The organism is Candidatus Poriferisodalis sp., from assembly GCF_965214215.1.
Lineage (GTDB): Bacteria > Actinomycetota > Acidimicrobiia > Acidimicrobiales > Poriferisodalaceae > Poriferisodalis.
The window spans coordinates 361,211-379,659 of record NZ_CBDCBD010000002.1; the positions used below are offsets into that span (position 1 = coordinate 361,211).

The 18,449-nt window shown below is 65.5% G+C and carries 23 protein-coding genes and 1 other RNA gene; 11 read left to right on the forward strand and 13 right to left on the reverse strand.

The genetic code is table 11. The annotated features are described in order from the left end of the window. Positions 1 to 20 precede the first annotated feature (20 nt). From ssrA to ACOOF5_RS01890, 3 genes are all read left to right on the forward strand, one after another. Positions 21 to 384: a transfer-messenger RNA gene (gene ssrA, locus ACOOF5_RS01880) on the forward strand. Between the two features lie 163 nt (positions 385 to 547). Then, positions 548 to 1,048, forward strand: a complete 501-nt coding sequence (locus ACOOF5_RS01885) for a hypothetical protein (RefSeq protein ID WP_420436024.1) — start codon at positions 548 to 550, stop codon at positions 1,046 to 1,048. A gap of 307 nt (positions 1,049 to 1,355) precedes the next feature. After that, the gene (locus ACOOF5_RS01890) at positions 1,356 to 2,606 is read left to right on the forward strand and encodes an ATP-binding protein (protein ID WP_420436026.1); all 1,251 of its coding nucleotides are present in this window, start codon (positions 1,356 to 1,358) and stop codon (positions 2,604 to 2,606) included. A gap of 212 nt (positions 2,607 to 2,818) precedes the next feature. Here ACOOF5_RS01890 and ACOOF5_RS01895 read toward each other — a convergent pair whose 3' ends face one another. The 3 genes from ACOOF5_RS01895 to ACOOF5_RS01905 all read right to left on the reverse strand — a co-directional run bounded on the left by ACOOF5_RS01895 (position 2,819) and on the right by ACOOF5_RS01905 (position 5,948). Beyond that, positions 2,819 to 3,712 (reverse strand): alpha/beta fold hydrolase, encoded by an 894-nt coding sequence (locus ACOOF5_RS01895; RefSeq protein WP_420436028.1) that lies wholly within the window; start codon positions 3,710 to 3,712, stop codon positions 2,819 to 2,821. Positions 3,713 to 3,717: 5 nt separating this feature from the next. Further along, positions 3,718 to 4,542 carry a hypothetical protein gene (locus ACOOF5_RS01900; protein ID WP_420436030.1) on the reverse strand — a complete coding sequence of 275 codons (825 nt, stop codon included), beginning with the start codon at positions 4,540 to 4,542 and terminating at the stop codon, positions 3,718 to 3,720. Positions 4,543 to 4,643: 101 nt separating this feature from the next. Continuing rightward, complete coding sequence (locus ACOOF5_RS01905; protein WP_420436032.1) at positions 4,644 to 5,948, reverse strand: MFS transporter; 1,305 nt, start codon at positions 5,946 to 5,948, stop codon at positions 4,644 to 4,646. A gap of 161 nt (positions 5,949 to 6,109) precedes the next feature. Here ACOOF5_RS01905 and ACOOF5_RS01910 point away from each other — a divergent pair, with 161 nt between their 5' ends. Next, complete coding sequence (locus ACOOF5_RS01910) at positions 6,110 to 6,724, forward strand: PQ-loop domain-containing transporter (RefSeq protein WP_420436034.1); 615 nt, start codon at positions 6,110 to 6,112, stop codon at positions 6,722 to 6,724. A gap of 41 nt (positions 6,725 to 6,765) precedes the next feature. Here the strand turns inward: ACOOF5_RS01910 and ACOOF5_RS01915 are convergent, their stop codons facing one another. The 4 genes from ACOOF5_RS01915 to ACOOF5_RS01930 all read right to left on the reverse strand — a co-directional run bounded on the left by ACOOF5_RS01915 (position 6,766) and on the right by ACOOF5_RS01930 (position 8,305). Continuing rightward, positions 6,766 to 7,236, reverse strand: a complete 471-nt coding sequence (locus tag ACOOF5_RS01915) for a hypothetical protein (protein WP_420436036.1) — start codon at positions 7,234 to 7,236, stop codon at positions 6,766 to 6,768. 59 nt (positions 7,237 to 7,295) lie between these two features. After that, positions 7,296 to 7,655, reverse strand: coding sequence for a type II toxin-antitoxin system PemK/MazF family toxin (locus tag ACOOF5_RS01920; protein WP_420436038.1), 360 nt, complete (start codon positions 7,653 to 7,655; stop codon positions 7,296 to 7,298). Continuing rightward, positions 7,655 to 7,888, reverse strand: coding sequence for a hypothetical protein (locus ACOOF5_RS01925; RefSeq protein ID WP_420436040.1), 234 nt, complete (start codon positions 7,886 to 7,888; stop codon positions 7,655 to 7,657). Before ACOOF5_RS01925 ends, ACOOF5_RS01920 begins: the two co-directional genes overlap by 1 nt. A 162-nt stretch (positions 7,889 to 8,050) precedes the next feature. Next, positions 8,051 to 8,305: a hypothetical protein gene (locus tag ACOOF5_RS01930; RefSeq protein ID WP_420436042.1), complete on the reverse strand. Its 255-nt coding sequence runs from the start codon at positions 8,303 to 8,305 to the stop codon at positions 8,051 to 8,053. A 245-nt stretch (positions 8,306 to 8,550) separates the two neighbouring features. On the opposite strand from ACOOF5_RS01930, the gene ACOOF5_RS01935 reads away from it, so the two are divergent. Then, complete coding sequence (locus ACOOF5_RS01935) at positions 8,551 to 9,363, forward strand: indole-3-glycerol-phosphate synthase (protein ID WP_420436044.1); 813 nt, start codon at positions 8,551 to 8,553, stop codon at positions 9,361 to 9,363. Here ACOOF5_RS01935 and ACOOF5_RS01940 read toward each other — a convergent pair. Together ACOOF5_RS01940 and ACOOF5_RS01945 are read right to left on the reverse strand one after the other, a co-directional pair. Continuing rightward, positions 9,331 to 9,510 (reverse strand): hypothetical protein, encoded by a 180-nt coding sequence (locus ACOOF5_RS01940; RefSeq protein ID WP_420436046.1) that lies wholly within the window; start codon positions 9,508 to 9,510, stop codon positions 9,331 to 9,333. The genes ACOOF5_RS01935 and ACOOF5_RS01940 overlap by 33 nt on opposite strands. Positions 9,511 to 9,624: 114 nt before the next feature. Further along, positions 9,625 to 10,497 carry a hypothetical protein gene (locus tag ACOOF5_RS01945; protein WP_420436048.1) on the reverse strand — a complete coding sequence of 291 codons (873 nt, stop codon included), beginning with the start codon at positions 10,495 to 10,497 and terminating at the stop codon, positions 9,625 to 9,627. Between the two features lie 37 nt (positions 10,498 to 10,534). Here ACOOF5_RS01945 and ACOOF5_RS01950 point away from each other — a divergent pair, with 37 nt between their 5' ends. From ACOOF5_RS01950 to ACOOF5_RS01965, 4 genes are all read left to right on the forward strand, one after another. Then, positions 10,535 to 11,017 carry a 2'-5' RNA ligase family protein gene (locus ACOOF5_RS01950; protein ID WP_420436050.1) on the forward strand — a complete coding sequence of 161 codons (483 nt, stop codon included), beginning with the start codon at positions 10,535 to 10,537 and terminating at the stop codon, positions 11,015 to 11,017. A gap of 172 nt (positions 11,018 to 11,189) precedes the next feature. Next, on the forward strand, positions 11,190 to 11,294 hold the full coding sequence (locus ACOOF5_RS01955; RefSeq protein WP_420436052.1) for a VOC family protein: 105 nt from the start codon (positions 11,190 to 11,192) through the stop codon (positions 11,292 to 11,294). A 12-nt stretch (positions 11,295 to 11,306) separates the two neighbouring features. Continuing rightward, positions 11,307 to 12,074, forward strand: a complete 768-nt coding sequence (locus tag ACOOF5_RS01960; RefSeq protein WP_420436054.1) for a dienelactone hydrolase family protein — start codon at positions 11,307 to 11,309, stop codon at positions 12,072 to 12,074. Positions 12,075 to 12,095: 21 nt separating this feature from the next. Further along, positions 12,096 to 13,220 carry an acyl-CoA dehydrogenase family protein gene (locus ACOOF5_RS01965; RefSeq protein WP_420436056.1) on the forward strand — a complete coding sequence of 375 codons (1,125 nt, stop codon included), beginning with the start codon at positions 12,096 to 12,098 and terminating at the stop codon, positions 13,218 to 13,220. Positions 13,221 to 13,257: 37 nt separating this feature from the next. Here the strand turns inward: ACOOF5_RS01965 and ACOOF5_RS01970 are convergent, their stop codons facing one another. Continuing rightward, positions 13,258 to 13,602 (reverse strand): metallopeptidase family protein, encoded by a 345-nt coding sequence (locus tag ACOOF5_RS01970; protein WP_420436058.1) that lies wholly within the window; start codon positions 13,600 to 13,602, stop codon positions 13,258 to 13,260. Positions 13,603 to 13,697: 95 nt separating this feature from the next. Between ACOOF5_RS01970 and ACOOF5_RS01975 the strand changes: the two genes are divergently transcribed. Both ACOOF5_RS01975 and ACOOF5_RS01980 read left to right on the forward strand, forming a co-directional pair. After that, positions 13,698 to 14,309, forward strand: a complete 612-nt coding sequence (locus ACOOF5_RS01975; protein WP_420436060.1) for an EthD domain-containing protein — start codon at positions 13,698 to 13,700, stop codon at positions 14,307 to 14,309. 66 nt (positions 14,310 to 14,375) lie between these two features. Next, positions 14,376 to 15,650 carry an MFS transporter gene (locus ACOOF5_RS01980; RefSeq protein WP_420436062.1) on the forward strand — a complete coding sequence of 425 codons (1,275 nt, stop codon included), beginning with the start codon at positions 14,376 to 14,378 and terminating at the stop codon, positions 15,648 to 15,650. Positions 15,651 to 15,742: 92 nt separating this feature from the next. On the opposite strand, the gene ACOOF5_RS01985 is transcribed toward ACOOF5_RS01980, so the two are convergent. Genes ACOOF5_RS01985 through ftsE form a run of 3 tightly spaced genes read right to left on the reverse strand, consistent with a single transcriptional unit; the run spans position 15,743 to position 18,324 of the window. Next, positions 15,743 to 16,642, reverse strand: coding sequence for a crotonase/enoyl-CoA hydratase family protein (locus ACOOF5_RS01985; protein WP_420436064.1), 900 nt, complete (start codon positions 16,640 to 16,642; stop codon positions 15,743 to 15,745). A 57-nt stretch (positions 16,643 to 16,699) separates the two neighbouring features. Further along, a complete protein-coding gene (locus ACOOF5_RS01990; RefSeq protein ID WP_420436066.1) occupies positions 16,700 to 17,593 on the reverse strand; it encodes a cell division protein FtsX in 894 nt (297 codons plus the stop codon). After that, a complete protein-coding gene (ftsE, locus tag ACOOF5_RS01995; protein ID WP_420436319.1) occupies positions 17,590 to 18,324 on the reverse strand; it encodes a cell division ATP-binding protein FtsE in 735 nt (244 codons plus the stop codon). The genes ACOOF5_RS01990 and ftsE overlap by 4 nt, the downstream gene beginning before the upstream one ends. Positions 18,325 to 18,449 lie beyond the last annotated feature (125 nt).

Sequence of the window (18,449 nt, forward strand, 5' to 3'; positions counted from 1 at the left end):
GTGGGTTCCGCAACCGCCTTGGGGGTGATCGGTTTCGACTTTGACGGTTGAAGTGAGAGAAGCGAGCCGTGGTCTCCGGATCCACGCTAAAGAGCCGGAAAAAAATACAAACGCCAACGTCGATCAAGACGATCTGGTGCTCGCAGCCTGATCTCAGGTTGTGAGTTCGGCCCGATTGCCCCAGTCCTGCGGGCGTCGGTGCCATCATCTGCAGGGCTCGCCTGCCGCCCGTGCCGACGGGGCGGCAGGGACACGCACAGACGGCTACGGAGACATGCAGGGTGTCGCTGCCCTCAGTCTCCCGACAATCCCTTAGCGACTGCGCTCGGAGAAGACTCACCGAAACGTTGAAGGACGCGGGTTCGATTCCCGCCACCTCCACGTCGGGATCTGAGTACAGACGAGTGACCTCGTACACCGGGATACAACGGTCAACCGGCATCAGAGCCGCAGTCGAAGGATGCCTGCGAACGGCTCCCCTAGCGTCTGCTGATCTATTGGCTGCGATTTCCGCGTGGGGTGTGGGTGCGCGCGGGACAATGTGGGGATGCAGGGCACGGTGGAGTCGGGTCGGGTGTTGTTGGACGCGGCGGCGGTGGGCGGGCTCTGGCGCGAAATCTTCAAGCTGTGCTTCGAAGCGCCTGCAGCTGCGCCCGGATTGGCAGACCTGCGAGAGCAAGCCGTCGCCGATGCTCCGCTCGCCCCCAATGGGCATCGTGTAGTGGGAATCATGCCGCCGCTCGGGCATCTCACACCCCTCACCCGCGAACTGTCCTCCGAAGAGAATTACGCCGCTGGGACGGATGCCGTGCTCAGCCTGGTCGGCAGCACTGCTGAGGTCCGAGCCGAGCGCGCAGCGAATCTGCGTTCAGCGCTCGAACGCCACGGGACAACCCCGGGGGCAGCGCAATGGATACAGCACGAAGCCATGGTGCTCATCCTCGCGTCGTTCGGATCCCCGCATGCCCCTACCCGTGCCAGGCTCCACGCATGGACATGCGCGCACGAAGTCCTGTTCCGCGAATGCGTCGAAGAGACTGTGCGCTAGGCGGAGTCGGGTTATCGGCGCTGTTGAGTTTTCAGCCGAGACCGGTCATGTGAGGTCGAGGCTGCGGGCGGCTTCGAGGGCTTGTTCGAAGCGTGGCGCTTTGCCCCACACGACGACGTCGACTTATTCGAGGTAGCCGTTTCGCAGCCCTTCGCACGCTTCGGTGCCATGCGTGAATGCCGGCCATGTGCCGTAGCAGCGGTCGGGGCGGTGAGCGATCGCAGCCGACGTTTCTGCCAGTAGCGTGCGGACGAAACGTTCAACAGATAGACGACGTTTTGTTCAGTAGAAGCGAGAGTGGGCCAGAGTGGAGGAGATTCCGAGACGTCTCGAACCGTTGGTTCGCGAAGCACTGGCGAGTTTCAGGGTCGCGGTGATCACCGGTCCCCGTCAAGCGGGCAAGACCACGCTGGTGCGGCATACGCTCAGCGGAAGGGGAACCTTCGCGCGTCTCGATCATGAGGCGACGCTTCGGGCAGCGTTGGCAGATCCGACAGCATTTGCCGAATTCGGCGAGACACCGCGTTCGTTCGATGAGGTCCAGCGAGCCGGCGAGCCGTTGGTCCGCGCCATCAAGACAGTCGTGGACGACGACAGCAGCCGCGGGCAGTACCTGCTGAACGGCTCTGCGGACTTCCTGACCGTGCCCACAATCTCCGAATCGCTTGCAGGGAGGGCGACATTTCTCGAGCTCTGGCCTTTCACACAAGGCGAGCTGCACGGAACCGATGACAACCTCCTCGGTGCAGCCTTCGACGACCATGAGCGCCTGCTCGACGACAAGCCATCGGGCGTGGACCTCGCCGCCTATCTCGAACGAATCTGCGCAGGCGGCTTTCCCGAAGCCGCTTCGATGCCGCCACGCGCTCGCAGCGCGTGGTTTCGCGACTACGTACGCACAGTCACTCAACGTGACATCAAGGACCTGTCGGGCGCTCGCCGCGTACGCGAGCTGCCAAGGCTGCTGGCGTTGCTCGCGGCTCGGACGTCGGGCGAGATGGTCTTCGCGAACCTTCATCGAGCCATCGATCTCGGCAGCCGAAGCACGCTGGAGGCGTATCTCGGCTATCTGCAGATGACCTACCTAGTGCTGCTGGTGCCAGCTTGGTCGCGCAACCTGTCGAGCAAGATCGTCCGCCGCCCCAAAGTGCACATCGCCGACAGCGGCCTTGCTGCGCACTTACTCGGTAAGAACCCGCAGTCCTTGGCACGGCCCACCGATCCGGCTCGGGGCCACCTGCTGGAATCGTTCGTCGTGAACGAACTGCACCGCCAGACCACATGGCTCGACGGCGATATCCGGCTGCACCATCTACGCGAACGCGGAGGCCCCGAGATCGACGTTGTCGCAGAGGCCGCCGACGGCCGCTTCGTGGCCATCGAGGTGAAGTCCGCCTCCCATGTGGACATCCCCGATGCACGTCACCTCCGCTGGCTCCGCAACAAAGCCCCCGACGACTTCGTATGCGGCATCGTCCTGCATACCGGCGCGCGCGCCTATCGGCTCGACGAACGACTGATGGCCTTGCCTGTCTCGCGTGTGTGGACCGCCGACTGACGCTCGCCCGTCAGATGTGGCAACCATCGCCGACGGCCTCTCCCGCCGGCACAGCCGACATATTCTGATCAGTCACAGACATGATACTTCCCGGCCCACAGCCCAACGCTGCGGACCCTCAGACCACGCCATTTACACAAACTTCTTGACAGTCCCGGCGGCGACTGCGTCGCCGACTGGGACTGAGCCGGTTGCGAGGTCCTTGGCTCCGACTACGACTGGGGTTGAGCACCGCCGAGTGTGGGGTTGGCCGGAGCGGCGCGTGGGTCGCGGCGGGTCCACTGACCGGCTTCGACTGCGCTAAAGAAATCTGCCGCCATCTGGTTGAACGCAGCGGGCTCTTCGAGGTTGATTCCATGGCCGGTGCGTGGGGCGATCCACAGGCCTGCCCGTGGAAGGACTCTCTTGAGGAAGACGTTGGTCTCGATGACCGGGTCGTCCTCGTCGCCGACGGCCAGCAGCACGGGGACGTCGAGCTGGCTCAGCTCGGCTTCGAAGTCATACAGCGAAGGGCGCCCGGCCTGGAAGTTGCGCATCGTCAGCCCCGAGCCGACAGCCGAGTGCTCTGACAGATACTGCTTGAACTCCTCCCAGCCCCTCGGGTCCTTGTTCTGGAGCTGGACGCGGGTAGCGCCGACAGCGATTCCGTCCGCCGCAGCCTCCATTCCGTGCTCGATTATCGACTCAGCGGCGGCGCGAACCTCGCCCAAGAACGCTTTGCGGGTGTCGCCGAATGCTCCGGACCCGCCACTGGCAAACAGCAGGGACGTGACCCGCTCCGGATGCCGCAGCGCGAACATCAGCCCGGTGTAGGCGCCCATGCTGAGACCGACGACATGGGCGCGCTCGATCCCGAAGCTGTCGAGCACTGCCCCCAGGTCTTCCCGCTCGCGCTCGAACGTGTAGTCCGCATCGTTCTGCGGAACTTCAGAAGGCGGATAGCCGCGGGCGTTGTAGGTGATGCATCGATGGCTGCGGCCGAACCTCCGAACCTGGGCCTCCCACGTGCGGTAGTCGGCTGCAAACTCGTGCAGCCACACAATGGGATGCCCAGAACCGGCCTCCTCCGCGTACAGCCGAACGCCGTCCCCTTGGATCATCGGCATCGCCGTCAGACTCGGGCTTCCGCGGCGTACCTCTTGTTGTAGCGCTCGCGGCAGATGTAAAACTCGTCTGCGCTCTGGAAGGCGTCGTGGGCAATCAGCAGATCGAGATTGCGCCGCACGAGACGATCAGGCGCAATACGAGTGGCGAGCACTTGAATCGCTCCATAACCCACGGGGCCGGTCCCCTCCGCCGCGTCCCGGCCGTGGGTCACGCCAAGCAAGTACTCGATCTCGTCGAGCGCAGCGTCGAACAGGGCATCCTCGGTGGTCTTGGGGATGAACTCGTCGGTGATCGAGCGCAGTGTCATCCACAAACGCAGCGAGGCCTGGATCGGCGCTTCGTCGGGACGCTTGAGCCGATCACAGTTGACCAGGTAGGTGACTCGGCCGACCCTGCCGTCCTCCTCGGCTCGCACCGTCCCGATGATCCTCGCGATGGGGTCGATCCGGTCTGCAGCAGCGGCGCCGAACGCGACGGCGTAGATCGCCAGCAGCGTGACGTGGTGCTGCAGGTTGATGGCGGGCCCGTCGGCAGAACTCGTGTACGGAATCCGATTGGCCAGCAGTCGCACGGCGTGCGCCCAGGCCTTGTCATGGTCGGCGCAGTTGGAGAAGTAGGCACCGGTGACGAGCAGCCTGATCAGCTCGCCCGAAGCGTGCTCGTATGCCCGTATGCATTCGTCGTACCCCTCGCAGTCGGCGCTCCCAATGGCGTCGATAGTTCGCAGCGTTTCCTCGTCGATGAACTCGTGGAGCTCAATGCGGCCGGCTGGGTCGGAGAGAATTTCTTTGAGTTCGGCCACAGTGGCCGTTTCGGGCTGTGACGTCACACGCCAAACAGTACCGCTCTCGCTTCGGGGTGTATTGCGCTTTGCTCACAGCAGCAACGCCGCCCGCACGGCCGCCTGCGCACAGGCAAGGGCTCAACCCTTCAGTGAGTCGCAGCGCGCTCCACTGGGACGACGTCGTAGGTCATGTCGATCTTTCGCCAGTCGAGCAGAGAAGGGGCCACCGGCACCGGCGGGAATCCGGGGCTCGACCGGCGCGGCAGTCCAAGCGACGCGAACATGCCGACCACGCCCAGCGCTGCCGACAGCAAGAACACAATCGTGAACGAGCCCGCGGCGTCGGCCACGAAGCCGCCGAGCTGCGGCGAGATCATCTGGGCCATGCCGAAGCAGAACGTCGTGGCGGCGAACGCCGGTCCATAGTTGTCGGTGGTGGTGTTCTGGACGACGTACACGGTCAGCACCGTCGGCATGGCTGAGAACAGCAGCCCGATCATCACGCACAACACCAGCGTCGGCACAAACCAGCCCGGCAGGACCAGCGTGGTCACGATCGACCAGCCCGCGAATGAGATCACCAGCGTGGCGCGTGTGCCGATGCGCTCGGACAGAGCGATGAATAGCGGCCCACCGAAGATCATCGCCATGCCGACGAGCGTGAAGGCCAGCGAAGCTCGTGAGCTCGTCCAGCCGCTGTCGTCTTCCAGCCGAGTCGTCAAGAAGGCGATGACCAGCAGATACAGCAGCCCGAACGTCGTGAACGCGCCTACCAAGGGCACCCATCCAGGCAGGCGCCTCAGCGTGGAGAACCCGCCGATGCCAGTCCCCGACGCCAAGCGCTCTTGGCGATGCCCGATGAACAGCAGAACTGCGGCCGCGATGGCGGCACCGATGAGCAGCTGGATGAGGTACACGTTCCGCCAGGACGCATCGCCCATCGTCGAGCGGACGAAGCCCGAGAGCTGGCCGCCGAACACGACGCCGAGCCCCATGCCTGCGCCGAGCGCAGCCACCGCGAAAGCTCGCTTGTCGGGCGCGAGCGCATCAGCCGTCACCACGGGGGCGGGGATCCACGCGAGCGCTCCGCCCATGCCCATGGTCGCCAGAGCGACCCCCAGCACCAGCGGGCCCGGGGCGATCGCGGCCAGCGCCTGGCCGATGACTGCGAGCACCACGCCTACTCGCATCACCCCAAGCAGCCGGAAACGGCTCGACGCCGCCGCGACGACCAGGCTGCCTGCCAAGTACGCCGCCATATTCACGGTTGCGAGCGAGCCGGCGACGGTGTTCGACAAACCGAGGTCGTCGCGGACAGCGGGGAGCAGCACCCCGTAGGTGAACCGGCCGAAGGACTGTGCGACGGCCGCGATGAGCGACATGAGAGCGACCGCTGCGACGCCGGTCAGCGTGCGCCGCCGGGTCTTCAGCTCGTTGTCGTCGTCGATCACAAGTGACTATGCAACATGCAATCACTCCCGGATGCACGTTCGGGGCGTGGTCTGGATACCGGCGTCGGGTGCGAGACTCGCAAGATGGCGAGGGCACACACGGCCGACCACGATGGCGAACGCCGACCGGCGTCGAGCCGGCGTCGGCTGCGAGAACGTCGATGACGCAGGATCAGTTCGCTGTGCTGGTCGCCGGCGTGGCCACCGCAGTGACGTTTGTGCAAGTGGTGCCGCAGGTGGTGCGGCTCTTGCGCCTGAAGCGAACCGAAGGCACCTCGCCCTCTTGGGCAGCGATCGGCATGGTGATCAACATCGGCTGGATCGCGTACGTGATCGCCGAGGAATTCTGGGTCACGATCCCCGCAATCCTCGCGGCGGTCATCAGCTTCGGAGTGGTTCTGTACCTGCTGTGGCGCAACGGCGCCGACGTACGCCTAGCGGTGATTTCCGGCATCGCCGTGGGCGTGGCTTGCGTGGTCTTGCAGCGTGTCGCCGGCTGGAATGACCTAGGCACGGTGCTCGGATTGTCAAACGGTCTCTACCTCGGGCCGTCGGTGTATGCCGCGTGGCGTATGTATGCGCCGGTCGGCGTGGCCCCGCTGACGTGGGTGCTCACCGCAGGCGAGGGCATCTTGTGGGGTTACTACGGGGTGCTCGTGGAGGCGGTCCCGATCGTGGTCTACGGAGGCACGGCGTTCCTGCTCGCGGCGCTCATCCTCCTGCGACTGTGGATCACCCGGCACAGGATTCGGGCTGAGCTTGCACCACCCGACTGACCGACCGGGCGCTCGACGCTCGACTACGGCGCAGGCCTCGTCTACGACGTGGGAAGCGGGCAGGCGGCGGCCTGATACGTGCGCAGCCGCTTGCGCAGCGTCCACACGAGGAGCGCAAGGGCGGCCAGCCCCACGACGGGCTGCACTGGCGCCCACCACGACAGCGCCCCCGAGATTCCCACGAGCGCAACGACGGCTTGGTTGCACACCGGACAGCCCACGGCGAGGAACGACACGAACCCGCCCCAGATGGTGGAGGTGCCCTGGCGTTCCACCGCCGCTTCGGTCACTGCGTCATTGCCCGCGGCTGGGCGGATCGCAAAGATCAAGCCGATGAAAGCCGACGTCACCACGAGGATCACGTAGTCGAGCCACCCCGTCTCGACAGGCCTGCCGAAGATCGGCGTGTCGATCACATCTGAGGGGACGCCGATCAACACAGCGGCAACGGCGCCGTACACCACGGCTCTCGGCCACACCGTACGAGGCAGCTCCCCCAGATCCCTCAGCACCAAAGCGACGCTACCCCGCCCCCTGACCTGCCCATCCGCGCCCAACTCGGACGCGGTAGTCACCAGCGCCGCAGTGGGGAAGACAGGCCGAGGGCCAGCAAGAGGCCCTGTTCGATGCGTTCCATAGTGTCGGCATCGACGTCACCGATCGGCTCAGACAGCGCCGTCTTGTCGATAGTGGTCACTTGGGAGACGTTGACAACGGAGTCGTGAGCCAGACCCGACCCGTCGGCAGGTAATTCCACGTTGCCAGGTGCGGCAGCAAGCCGAAGATTGCTCGTGATGGCGACGCAAATGACGGTTGCGATTTGACTGCGATTGAAGTTGTCATCGGAGACGACGACCACCGGTCGAGAGAAACCGGGTTCGGACCCAAGGGGCTCACCGAGATCTGCCCAGCGAATGTCGCCGCGACGCATCAAGCATCCCCCGACAATGCACGCGCCTGCAACGCGCGCAGCACTGGGTCAAGCTCGGAGGACTCTGCGCTGTACACATCGTTCAGCCGTTCGGTGATTTCGTCACGCTGAATGTCGGCCAGCAACAGTCTGAGCGCACGCGTGTACAGGCTCGAGCGTGAGCACTGCTCACGTGCAGCCAGCTCCTCAGCGGCTTGGAACACATCGTCCACAATGGAGACAGCGACCTTCATACGCGGAGTATAACTCGGTAATACCATTCCTACGTCCCTGGCCACAGGCAGTTGGCGCCGATGTTTCCGGTCACGAGCACCCGACCAGATTCCGCTGCCATCGCACATCCCGCAGTCGTGCCTTGCGAGACTCGGGCACCGCGCCACACGGCTCGATCATGCTCAGCGTTCGAGTTCACGGATGGTCTCGAGCAGGGTTGCGGTGTCTCGCAGCCAGGTCACTACCCGGTCGATGCAATCTGGGCGGGTCACGTCGAGCAGCACTGTGGCGACTGCGACCGTGTCGCCGGCCTCATCATCGGCGACCATCGTGGTGGTCGGCCGCAGACGGGCATCGGACGCCACCAGCACCCCGGCCGCACGGAGTTGGCGTCGCTGGATCTCACCGCCGTCGTCATTCATGAGATCATCGTTCATGATATGTCAATGTATTTCTATTTCTTTCATGAAACCAATCATTTTCCGCTACCAGCCGCTGGGGCGGATCGGCGCCGGTGACCGCTCCGACCTGCTCACGACTCGGCAGCAAACCTGACTTGGCGGCTTGCTTGCCCCAGACCAACACCGACTGCTTGGAACTCTTCGTCTAGGTCTGTGTGGGACCCGTAGAGTCTCGAACCAACCAAGCCGACGCCATCGACTCGTGGAGGGTGTTCGTTCCTATGGCTGCTGACAATCCGGCTGTCGACGACACCAACACCGGCTCGGTCGCGGTCGGGCATCGATTCGCTGACGCATTGCGGGAAGAGGGGCTCTCAGTCATCGCCGAGATCAAGCGGCGGTCGCCTTCGCGGGGGGCGTTGCGAGCCGATGCTGACGCGGCGGATCTCGCATCGGAGTACAAGTCGGGCGGGGCGGCGTGCCTGTCGGTGTTGACCGAGCGCGAGCGATTCGGCGGCTCGCCTGAAGACCTGCAGGCTGCGAAGGCGGTGACCGGTCTGCCCGTGCTTCGCAAGGACTTTCTGCGCACGCTCGACGACGTGCGCGACAGTCACGAGATGGGTGCCGATGCGATGCTCGTCATCCTGGCCGACATCGACCCGGCACGGCTGCCGCCCATGCAGGAACTGGCGCTGTCGCTCGGCGTGGATGTGCTGACCGAGGTCCGAGACGAAGCTGAGTTCGAGGCGGCCATCGACCTCGGCGCCTACATGATCGCGATCAACCAGCGTGACAACCCCGAGTCGACCAAGTTCACCGTCGACTACGAAAAGGCGGTGCGGGTCAGCCGCTACTTCGACAGGTTCACCAGGATCGACCGAGAGATCTTGGTCGTGGCAGCTTCTGGCATCGGCGTCCAAGGCGGGACACCGATGAGCGCAATTGCCCAGGCCGGCTACGACGCCGCCCTAGTCGGGGAAGCTCTGGTAGTGGCAGACGACCCCCCGGCGCTCCTGAGGGAACTGCTCACCAATGCCGAGTGCGACCAGCCCACGCCCGCATCAACCGGGGGTGAGGGCGTCGGTCACGACTGAAGCGGGAATTTCGCCACCGCCGGCTTGTTCGGTGCCGTCGGTGCGGATCAGCAGCCAGCGAGGCTGGTAGCTGACGCCATACCTCGTCCACAGATCGCCCTGCTCATCGGGCAGGTGCGGCATGTTGCCGACCCCGTAGGTGCTCACGAATCCGTTCATTGCGGACTGGGAGTCACGCCCGGGAATGCCGATGAGCACCAGGTTGTCTCCATGCTGTGTCTTCAGCGCTGCGACCGCAGGCGCTTCCCGCTGGCACGTCGGTCACCACGGCGCCCAGAACCACAGCAGCACATCCCTGCCGGCCAACGCGCCGACATCGAGGGTCGCTCCGTTCAGCTGGGGGACGGCCAGCGCCAGCACCCGGGGGCGATCTTCGGTCGGCTCGACTTGCGTGGCGGTGCCTTCTTCATCCTTGGTGGCTTCGTCGTCGCCGGACTCGTCATTCTCCTGGTCGGCTTCCTCTACTTGGCCACTCTCGCCGTCATCGCCTGATTCGCCGTCGTCGTCGTCGCTGTCGTCATCGTCGTCACCATCGCCCGATTCGTGGCCGTCGCCGGCATCGTCGTCGCTGTCGTCGTCGCTGTCGTCGTCCCGGCTTTCGTCCCCGCCACCCGACTGGCCCTCGCTGTCGCTGTCGTCGTCGCTGTCGTCGTCCCGGCTTTCGTCCCCGCGACCCGACTGGCCCTCGCTGTCGCTGTCGTCGTCGTCCCGACCTTCGTCCTTGCCGCCCGACTCGCTGTCGCTGTCGTCGCCGTCGTCACTGTCATCGCCGGATTCACGGTCGTCGCCACCATCGCCGTCGCGGCTCTCATCTACACCGTCGTCATCGTGATCGTCGGGGTGACGATCGTCCCCATCGACTTCGCCCAGCTCACGGTTGTCGACTGCACCGTCGCGGTTGTCGTCGTCACGATCGTCTTGCGAGCTACGAGCCGCATCGTTGGTCGTGGCATCCGTCGTCGGCATGATCGCGACGGTGGTTGTCGCCGCGTCCTGGACCAGCGTCTGCGGCGTCTCGTCGCTGTCACTGCTGCAACTGGCCACAAGACCTGCACTGGCGAGACAGCAGGCGAAGAGCACCGTCGAACGCTGCAGGAATCGGCCCACGGTGGCGAGCGTAATCCGCCTCGGCATGGACTTCGATGCCCCGACTGGCCATTAGCTTCACGCCGTGCCGCGTCTGTTCGTCGCTGTGTGGCCACCCGATTCTGTCGTGGAGGACTTGGCGCAACTGCCGCGACAAGCCGCACCAGGTGTCAGCTGGACGAAAGCCCGCCGGCTGCACATCACACTGCGATTCCTCGGCGAATGCGATCAGGACGAGGTCCTCAGCGCGCTGACGTCCGGCTCGTTTCCCAACGCTCGCGTGACGCTGGGCCCATCCCCGCAGCGACTCGGTCGAGACGTGCTCATGCTGCCCGCCGAAGGAGTCGACGAACTGGCGGCTTCCGTCGGCGAAGCCACGCGCTTCGTCGGCGATCCGCTCCCCGACCGTCCCTTCGTCGGCCACATGACGGTGGCCCGATTCCGTAGGCGGCAGCCGTCGGCGGACTGGCCGCAGCTGAACGACGCGTTCGACGTATCGCACATCAGCTTGGTGGAGTCAACACCGTGGGGCGAGTACGCCGACGTCGCGACGTTCCCGCTCCGCTAAGAGCACGAGCGCAGAGGCCCTGCCTCCTCCGCAGCGGCCACAGCTGTCAGTCGGGATGTGACAGCCTGAGGCGGCCGCAGTCGCCGATCAAGCAGGCCTGCACACAGACAGCCCGCAAATTGCGAGACTGGCAACCGCCAAGCGAACGACGGCAAGGGACACCAGAGCAGCCATGGGACTTCACCACGTCGCATACGCAACCAAGGACTTGGAGGCGACGCACCGCTTCTATGAGGAGTTGATGGGTTTCCCACTGGTCCACGCCCAAACCGCCTAGAGGATGAGCAAAATGTCGAAGCAGCGCTACACCACCACGGTCGCGGAGGTCGATCTGACCACGGCCGACGGCACCATGAACTGCCACGTGATCACGCCCGGGCGTGATGGGCAGCTGCGGGCTGTGATCGTGTACATGCCCGCGTCGGGCATCCGGCCCGAGCTGGTTGACATCGCGGGACGCATCGCCGCCATGGGCTATGCCGTCGTTCTGCCGAATTCCTTCTACCGGCTGGCGCGACACGTCGACATCGACGCCAACCGGCTCGGCGACGACGACTATCTGCCCGTGCGCGAATTCATGATGGGCCTGGCGGGCAACATCACCAATCCCCGCATCATCGCCGACACCGGCGTCATGCTCGATTGGCTGGAATCTCGCGAGGGCATCGACGCCGACCAGGTCGGCGGTGTCGGCTACTGCATGGGCGGGCGACTCGTGATGGCGGCCGCGAGCGCCTACCCGGATCGTTTCGCCGCCGCTGCGTCGCTGTACGGCGCAGGCATCGTGACCGATGAAGATGACTCGCCGCACCACAGACTCGCAGACGTGTCGGGCGAGCTGTACTTCGGCATTGCCGAAAACGACATCTACGTCAGCGACGAGGAAACAGCAGCGCTGAAGGCTCACCTGCCCACGACCGGCGTACGACACACCGTGGAGACCTATCCCGGCACGGAGCATGGCTTCGTCTTTCCCGAGCGCTACTGCTTCTCGCCCGAGGGCGCCGAACTGCACTACGAACGGCTCGCTGATCTCTTCGCCCGCAACCTGGGCTGAGCGCGGAAACCCTCGCCGGTCATGCCTGACTTCCTCGACGCCGAGCACACCGAGGTGCTGCGCAACGCCGAGCGCCTTGCCAGCGAGATTGCAGCGCTGGTCGATCAGCAGGCGCCAGGAGATCTCGCGGCAGCGATCCGGCAGGCCTCGCGAGCGGCAGGTGTGTTCGGCATGACCCAGCCGAGAGCCCTCGGCGGCAGCGAAGCCGGTTCGCTGGCGCTGGCCATCGTGCGTGACACGCTCGGCAGCCGCAATGCGGGCCACTTCCAGGGAATCTTCGGCCCCTCACCAGGAGTGCTCGCCAACGTCGACGAACCACTGCGCTCGCAGTTTCTGTTGCCGTACCTGGCCGGAGAGATGCGCGGCGGCTTCGGTTTCACCGAGCCCGCCGATGCGCCACGGCACACCTGGGCAGTGCGCGACGGGGACGAACTGGTGATCAACGGACAGAAGTCGTATGTCACCGGCGGTGCCGATGCCGATTTCATCAACGCGCTGGTCGAGGTCGACCAGATCGGCCCGGCGATGGTGCTCATCGAGACCGCTCTGGCTGGCGTGACGCTCGAGAGGCGATTCGGCACGCTCGACGGCAGCCACCACGCCGTGTTCACGTTCGCCGACGTTCGAGTACCAGCCGCCCACGTCATCGGCGAGGCAGGGCGCGGCCTGCGACGGGCGCTCAGTCAGATCAGCGCCACCCGGATGGCTATTGCAGCCGACTGCATCGGCCAGTGCCGGTTCGCCATCGATCTTGTGGAGCAGTCGCTCGTCGAGCGAGCAAACCGCCGGGGCGATGCCGACGGCCCAGCACCCCCCGGAACCGACCTTGAGCGGGTGTCGCTCGGCAACATGCGGATCGCCGCCTACGCAGCTCGAAGCGCGCTCTACCGCACAGCGCGCCTGCTCGACGCCGGCGAGAACGCCGTCAACGAGGTGATGGCCGCCAAGTCGCTGGCAACCGAGACGTTGAGCCGGATCTGTGACGACGCAGTGCAGCTCGTCGGTGGAACGGCGTTGGTTGAGGGCCATCCGCTCGCCGACATCCTGCGACGAGTGCGGGCGCTGCGGCTCGCGGAGGGACCCACCGAGGTACTCGCCACCAACGTTGCACGCGGCCGGTTGGACCTCGGCCTCGGCCGGGTGTGACTGCTGGCCCGCGTCTGAGAGCGCGAGGCCGTCGAACTCAGTCCCAGCCGAGCTCGTGCAGGCGGTCGTCGTCGATGCCGAAGTGGTGCGCTATCTCGTGCACGACCGTCACCAGCACTTCTTCGACGACATCGTCGGGCGTCTCGCACATTTCCAGGATTGGCAGCCGGTAGATGATGATGCTGTCGGGCATCACCAGCCCGCCGTAGTCGTGGCGCTCGGTCAGCGGGATTCCCTCGTAAACGCCAAGCAGGTCCGGTTCGTCGCCCCTGTCCTCCACGAAGATGGCGACGTTGTCCATCAACGAGCGCAGCGAGTCGGGAATCTCCTCTAGCGCCTGCTCCACCAATTCGGCGAAGGGCGCCTCGTCCATTTCGAGCACGCCTCCATCCTGCCCCCGGGATCGACCCGCAGGGCACCACTCGAGGCCAGCAGCCGGTCTCGGCGGTGCCCGAAGGCCAGCACTAGGTTTCAGGCATGCACGAGCTCGTCGTCACGGGGAACGATCCGGAGGCCGCTGCGGAAGTAGCGGCCAGCGTCGGCGGCGTGTGCTACGCGGCCGACCCCGACGACCGCCGCGAACTGCCGTTTCGCACGCTGGTGCGCGCCATGACCGACTCCGCCGACGCGCTCACCCGCGCCGGCACAGTGGGTACCTACCTGGCGTTCTCACGCATCATCCGCGAGCGCCCCCTGGGGGCCGACCCCGGCGCGCCGTCACCGGGTTTGACCGCCATCTTCCCGATGGTCCATCACCCCGACTTGACCCACGCCCAGGGTGACAGACACTGGCGCGACACCCACGCCCCGCTGGCGTTGAGGCATCACCCCGGCATGTGGGACTACACCCAGCTCAGCGTCGTCGCCACGCTCAACGGGCCGTCCTATGACGGCTTCGCCTTGGTCTCGTTCGCCTCGCAGGAGGACATGCGCGAGCGGTTCTTCGGCGACGACCACGACCGGGAGGTCATCCGCGCCGACGTCGCGAAGTTCGCGGACATGCAGCGCTCGCCCCGCCGGGTGATCACGACAGAGACGATCTACCGCCAGCGGCCCCCGGTTCCCGCCGTCACTTGGCCGCACGACTAGGTCGCTCGCATCCCCGCGAGCGAGACTCGGCCAGCCGAGCGCCATGAGCCCGCGAACGAGATCGTCATGACCTCTGCGACCCATGCAGACTCATTCAGTCGCGCGCGACGGATCGTCACCCTGCTGACGCTGGCAGCGGCAGCGGGAGTGTCGCAGTCATTCGGTCGCTTTACCTACTCGCTGCTCTTCGCCGACCTGCGAGACGGGTTCAGCTTGTCCAACACGGTCGCCGGCGCACTCGGCTCGCTGAATCTGCTGCTGTATGTCGTGGGCTCGCTGGTCGTGGCGCTGACCGTGGGACGCACCGGCCTGAGCGGCGCTGTGCGCATCGGCGTCGCCGGGAACGTAGCCGGCTTGGCCCTGCTGGCATGGAGCCCGAACGTGGGTGTCGCTGCCTTCGCGCTGGCGCTGACGGGCTTCTGCGCGGCCGGCGTGTGGGTAGGAACCCCCGGGCTCGCCGCCGAGCTGCTCGGGCCCGAGCGCCGAGGTGCTGCGGCCGGCTGGATGACGGGCGGCGTCGGCAGCGGCATGGTCGCGGCAGCCGCCATCGACGGACTTCTGAGCCGTCCCGACAGCGCTGAACCTGGGGCGGCTGTGCCCGCCGCGGCGGATCTCAGCCATGTGCGCAACGTGTACCGGATTGAGTTCATCATTGGCGCAGCAGTCTTGGTCGCCCTCGCCGTCGCTGTGCGCAGATGGTCACGCACACCTGGTCGCACGGGATTCGGCGGCGCTCGCGCTGCACTCGCCAAAGTGCCCCAAGCCGGGCGGCTGATCACCGCCTACACGCTGCACGCCTTCGTGGTCACGACGGTGCTCACGTTGATCGTGGACCACCTCGAGGGCTACGCGGATCTCTTCGAAGCTCGGGACGCTGCGATTGCCTTCTCGTCAATCGGCATCGGCAGCATCGCCGGCGGTCCGATCTTCGGGCGCTCAGCCGACCATCTCGGCAGGCGGCGCACCGCCACCATCGGGTTCGCGGTGTCGTTGATCTCCGTCGTGTTCATGACGGCATATCCCCTGCTCGCATTGGGCGGGCAGGCACTGGCGTGGGCCTCGGCGTTCATCTTCGGCACGGCGTTCACCGGCATCATCACCTCGATCGCAGCCCGGGTCAGCGACAACCTCTCGGGCGACGAATTCGGTGCCGCCTACGGGGTCGCCACGATCGTGTTCGGCCTCGGCCTGGCGGCGGGGCCGCCGCTCGGCGGCGCAACAGCAGACTGGTTCGACAGCTTCGGTCCCGCCTTCGGGCTCGCCGTCGCCGCCTGCGTCGCCGGCATCGCACTTACCGGCTGGGGAGACGACCCCCCTCCGGGCGGCGACGCGTGGATTTGAACAATCTGCACCCGTCCCCAGTTGTTGCCCGCTCTTGTTCGCTGCGCTCACGGGCCGCTCGAGCCACGGCTTCGCCTGCGGCTCAGCCTCCGCTAGCTGAATTCGGGCTCGTCCCACCACGGGAAGTAGTCGGGCAGGTCCTGGGTCGGGCGCAGCGTGAATTCCGGCGGTCGCTTCTCGAGGAACGAGGTCACGCCTTCATGCGCGTCGGCGCCGCGCCCGAGGTGGTAGATCCCCCGCGAGTCGATCTTGTGAGCCTCCATCGGGTGATCGGCGGCCTGCATCCGCCACAGCATGTGGCGAATCACGGACACGGAAACCGCTGAGGTGTTCTCAGCGATCTCGGCCGCAATCGCCCGGGCCGCGGGCAGCAGATCGTCAGGTTCGTGCAGGCTGCGCACCAGGCCGCCTTCGAGAGCCTCGTTGGCATCGAAGACGCGGCCGCTGAAGCACCACTCCAGCGCTTTCGACAGCCCGACCACGCGTGGCAAGAAATACGACGAACAGGCCTCGGGCACCAGTCCCCGCCGGGCGAACACGAAGCCGATGCGGGCTTTCGTGGACGCCAGCCGGATGTCCATCGGCAGCGTCATCGTGACGCCCACACCGACTGCAGGCCCGTTGATCGCAGCGATCAGCGGCTTGTTGCACTCATACAGGCGCAGCGTCAGCAGCCCCCCGCCGTCGCGCATCCATTCCATGTCGCCGCCGGAACTGCGTTCGGACGCCCGCACGGCCTTCTGCTCGTCGGTCTGGCTCTCGATGTCGAAGGTGCTGGAACCGCCGCTGAGGTCCGCCCCAGCGCAATACCCGCGACCCTCGCCGGTGAAGATCACAGCGCGCACGTCGTCGTCGGCATCGACTAGGTCGATGGCGTCCATCACGTCACGAAGCATCTGGCCGTTAAACGCATTCAACCGCTCCGGGCGATTGAGCGTGATGGTCGCAACGTGGTCGTCAACTTCGTACAGGATCGTCTCGAACTCCGGCACTTCGCCCCCTGTCCTAGCTGCCGCCCTACGAGGCGGGCGGCGGTGTAGGCGGCTTTTCTACACGTCGAGGAAGCGACTTGCTGCGAACGCTGAGCCGAGAATCCCGACGACGACGCCGGCGATCACGGTGACGAACACCACGGTCGTGAACTGACTGGACGTGACCACGAACGACCGGAAGAACGCCAAGATCTCCGAACGCGAGAACAGTCCCTCGACATGGCCTCGCAGCGCGCCCGCAGCAATCGCGCCGATGATGCCTCCGATGAGTCCATGCAGCATGCCCTCGAGCATGAACGGGAAACGGATGAAGCTGTTCGTGGCGCCGACCAGCTTCATGACCTCGATCTCGCGCCGCCGGGCGAACATCGCCACGCGGATCGAGTTGAAGATGAGCATGACGCTGGCCCCAGACAGCACGATCGACAGCAGCAGAACGATGCCCTGGAACGAGGTGAACCAGGTCCGGATGGCGTCCACCTCTTCTCGACCGGTCTGGACCGACATCACGCCGGGCCGCTGGCGGAATTGTGCAGCCAGCGACTCGATCAGCTCCGACTCGACCGAGCGGGGCACGACGCGGTACGACGCGGGCAACGCCTCAGGCGACACCTGAGCGAGCAGCTCGGGCTGGTCGGCCATCTGCTGGGATACCAGCGCGTAGGCCTCTTCAGAGCTGAAGAACTCGATGCGGTCGATCTCGGGATGACTCTGCAGCTCGATGCCGAGCGCATCGATCTGGCTGGGATCGATCTGGGGGTTCAGAAACACCTCGAATTGGACGCCGCCCTCCCAGCGGTCAAGCGCGTTGCCGCTGGCATAGCCCGCCATCAGCCCCATGCCGACCAACATCACACCAACAGCCACGGTGAGAATCGCGGCGAACGTCAGCGTGAGATTGCGCCGGATGTTGGTCCAGGTCTCCCGCGCGAAGTAGCGGATGCGGCTCACGAATTGTCCCCATCGGCTGCCTCGAGCGCGGCAGCCTTCGCAGGCGCGGTCTCGGCGCCGTAGGCGCCACGCTGCTCATCACGCACAAGTTCGCCGTGCCGCAGCGCCACCACCCGGCGCCGCATGCGGTTCACAATCGCCTGATCATGCGTGGCCATGACCACGGTGGTGCCGGTGCGATTGATTCGGTCCAGCAGCGACGTAAGTTCCTCTGAGGTGTCAGGGTCGAGGTTTCCGGTGGGCTCGTCGGCCAGCAAGATGAGCGGCCGGTTCACAAACGCCCGGGCAACGCTGACCCGCTGCTGCTCGCCACCCGAGAGCTCATGGGGAAAGCGCCGGTGCTTATCCTCGAGGCCGACCAGCTCCAAGATGGCGGGGACTTGCGTGCGGATGACATTTTCGGGACGACCGATGACTTCGAGGGCGAAGGCCACGTTCTGGTAGACGGTCTTGTTCGGCAGCAGCTTGAAGTCCTGGAAGACCGAGCCGATGTTTCGTCGCAGGAAGGGCACGCGCCAGCTGTTCAGCTTGGACAAGTCTTTGCCTGCCACGTGAATGTCGCCGTCGGTGACCTTCTCCTCACACGTCATCAGGCGCAGCATCGTGGACTTGCCCGAGCCCGACGGCCCTACGAGGAAAACGAACTCGCCCTTTTCGATGTTGAGCGTCACGGCGTTGACCGCCCGCGTCTCGCCCTTGTAGATCTTCGTGACGTTGTCGAAGCGAATCATGCGCGCCCTCAGGTAGTGCAGCCGGTTTGTGCCCGCCGGCATCGCTGCACTGGATGCCGGCGAGTCGAATTTCAGCAGGGCCGTGTGAGAACAAGCTGAATCCAACGGTACGCCAGCAATCCGCC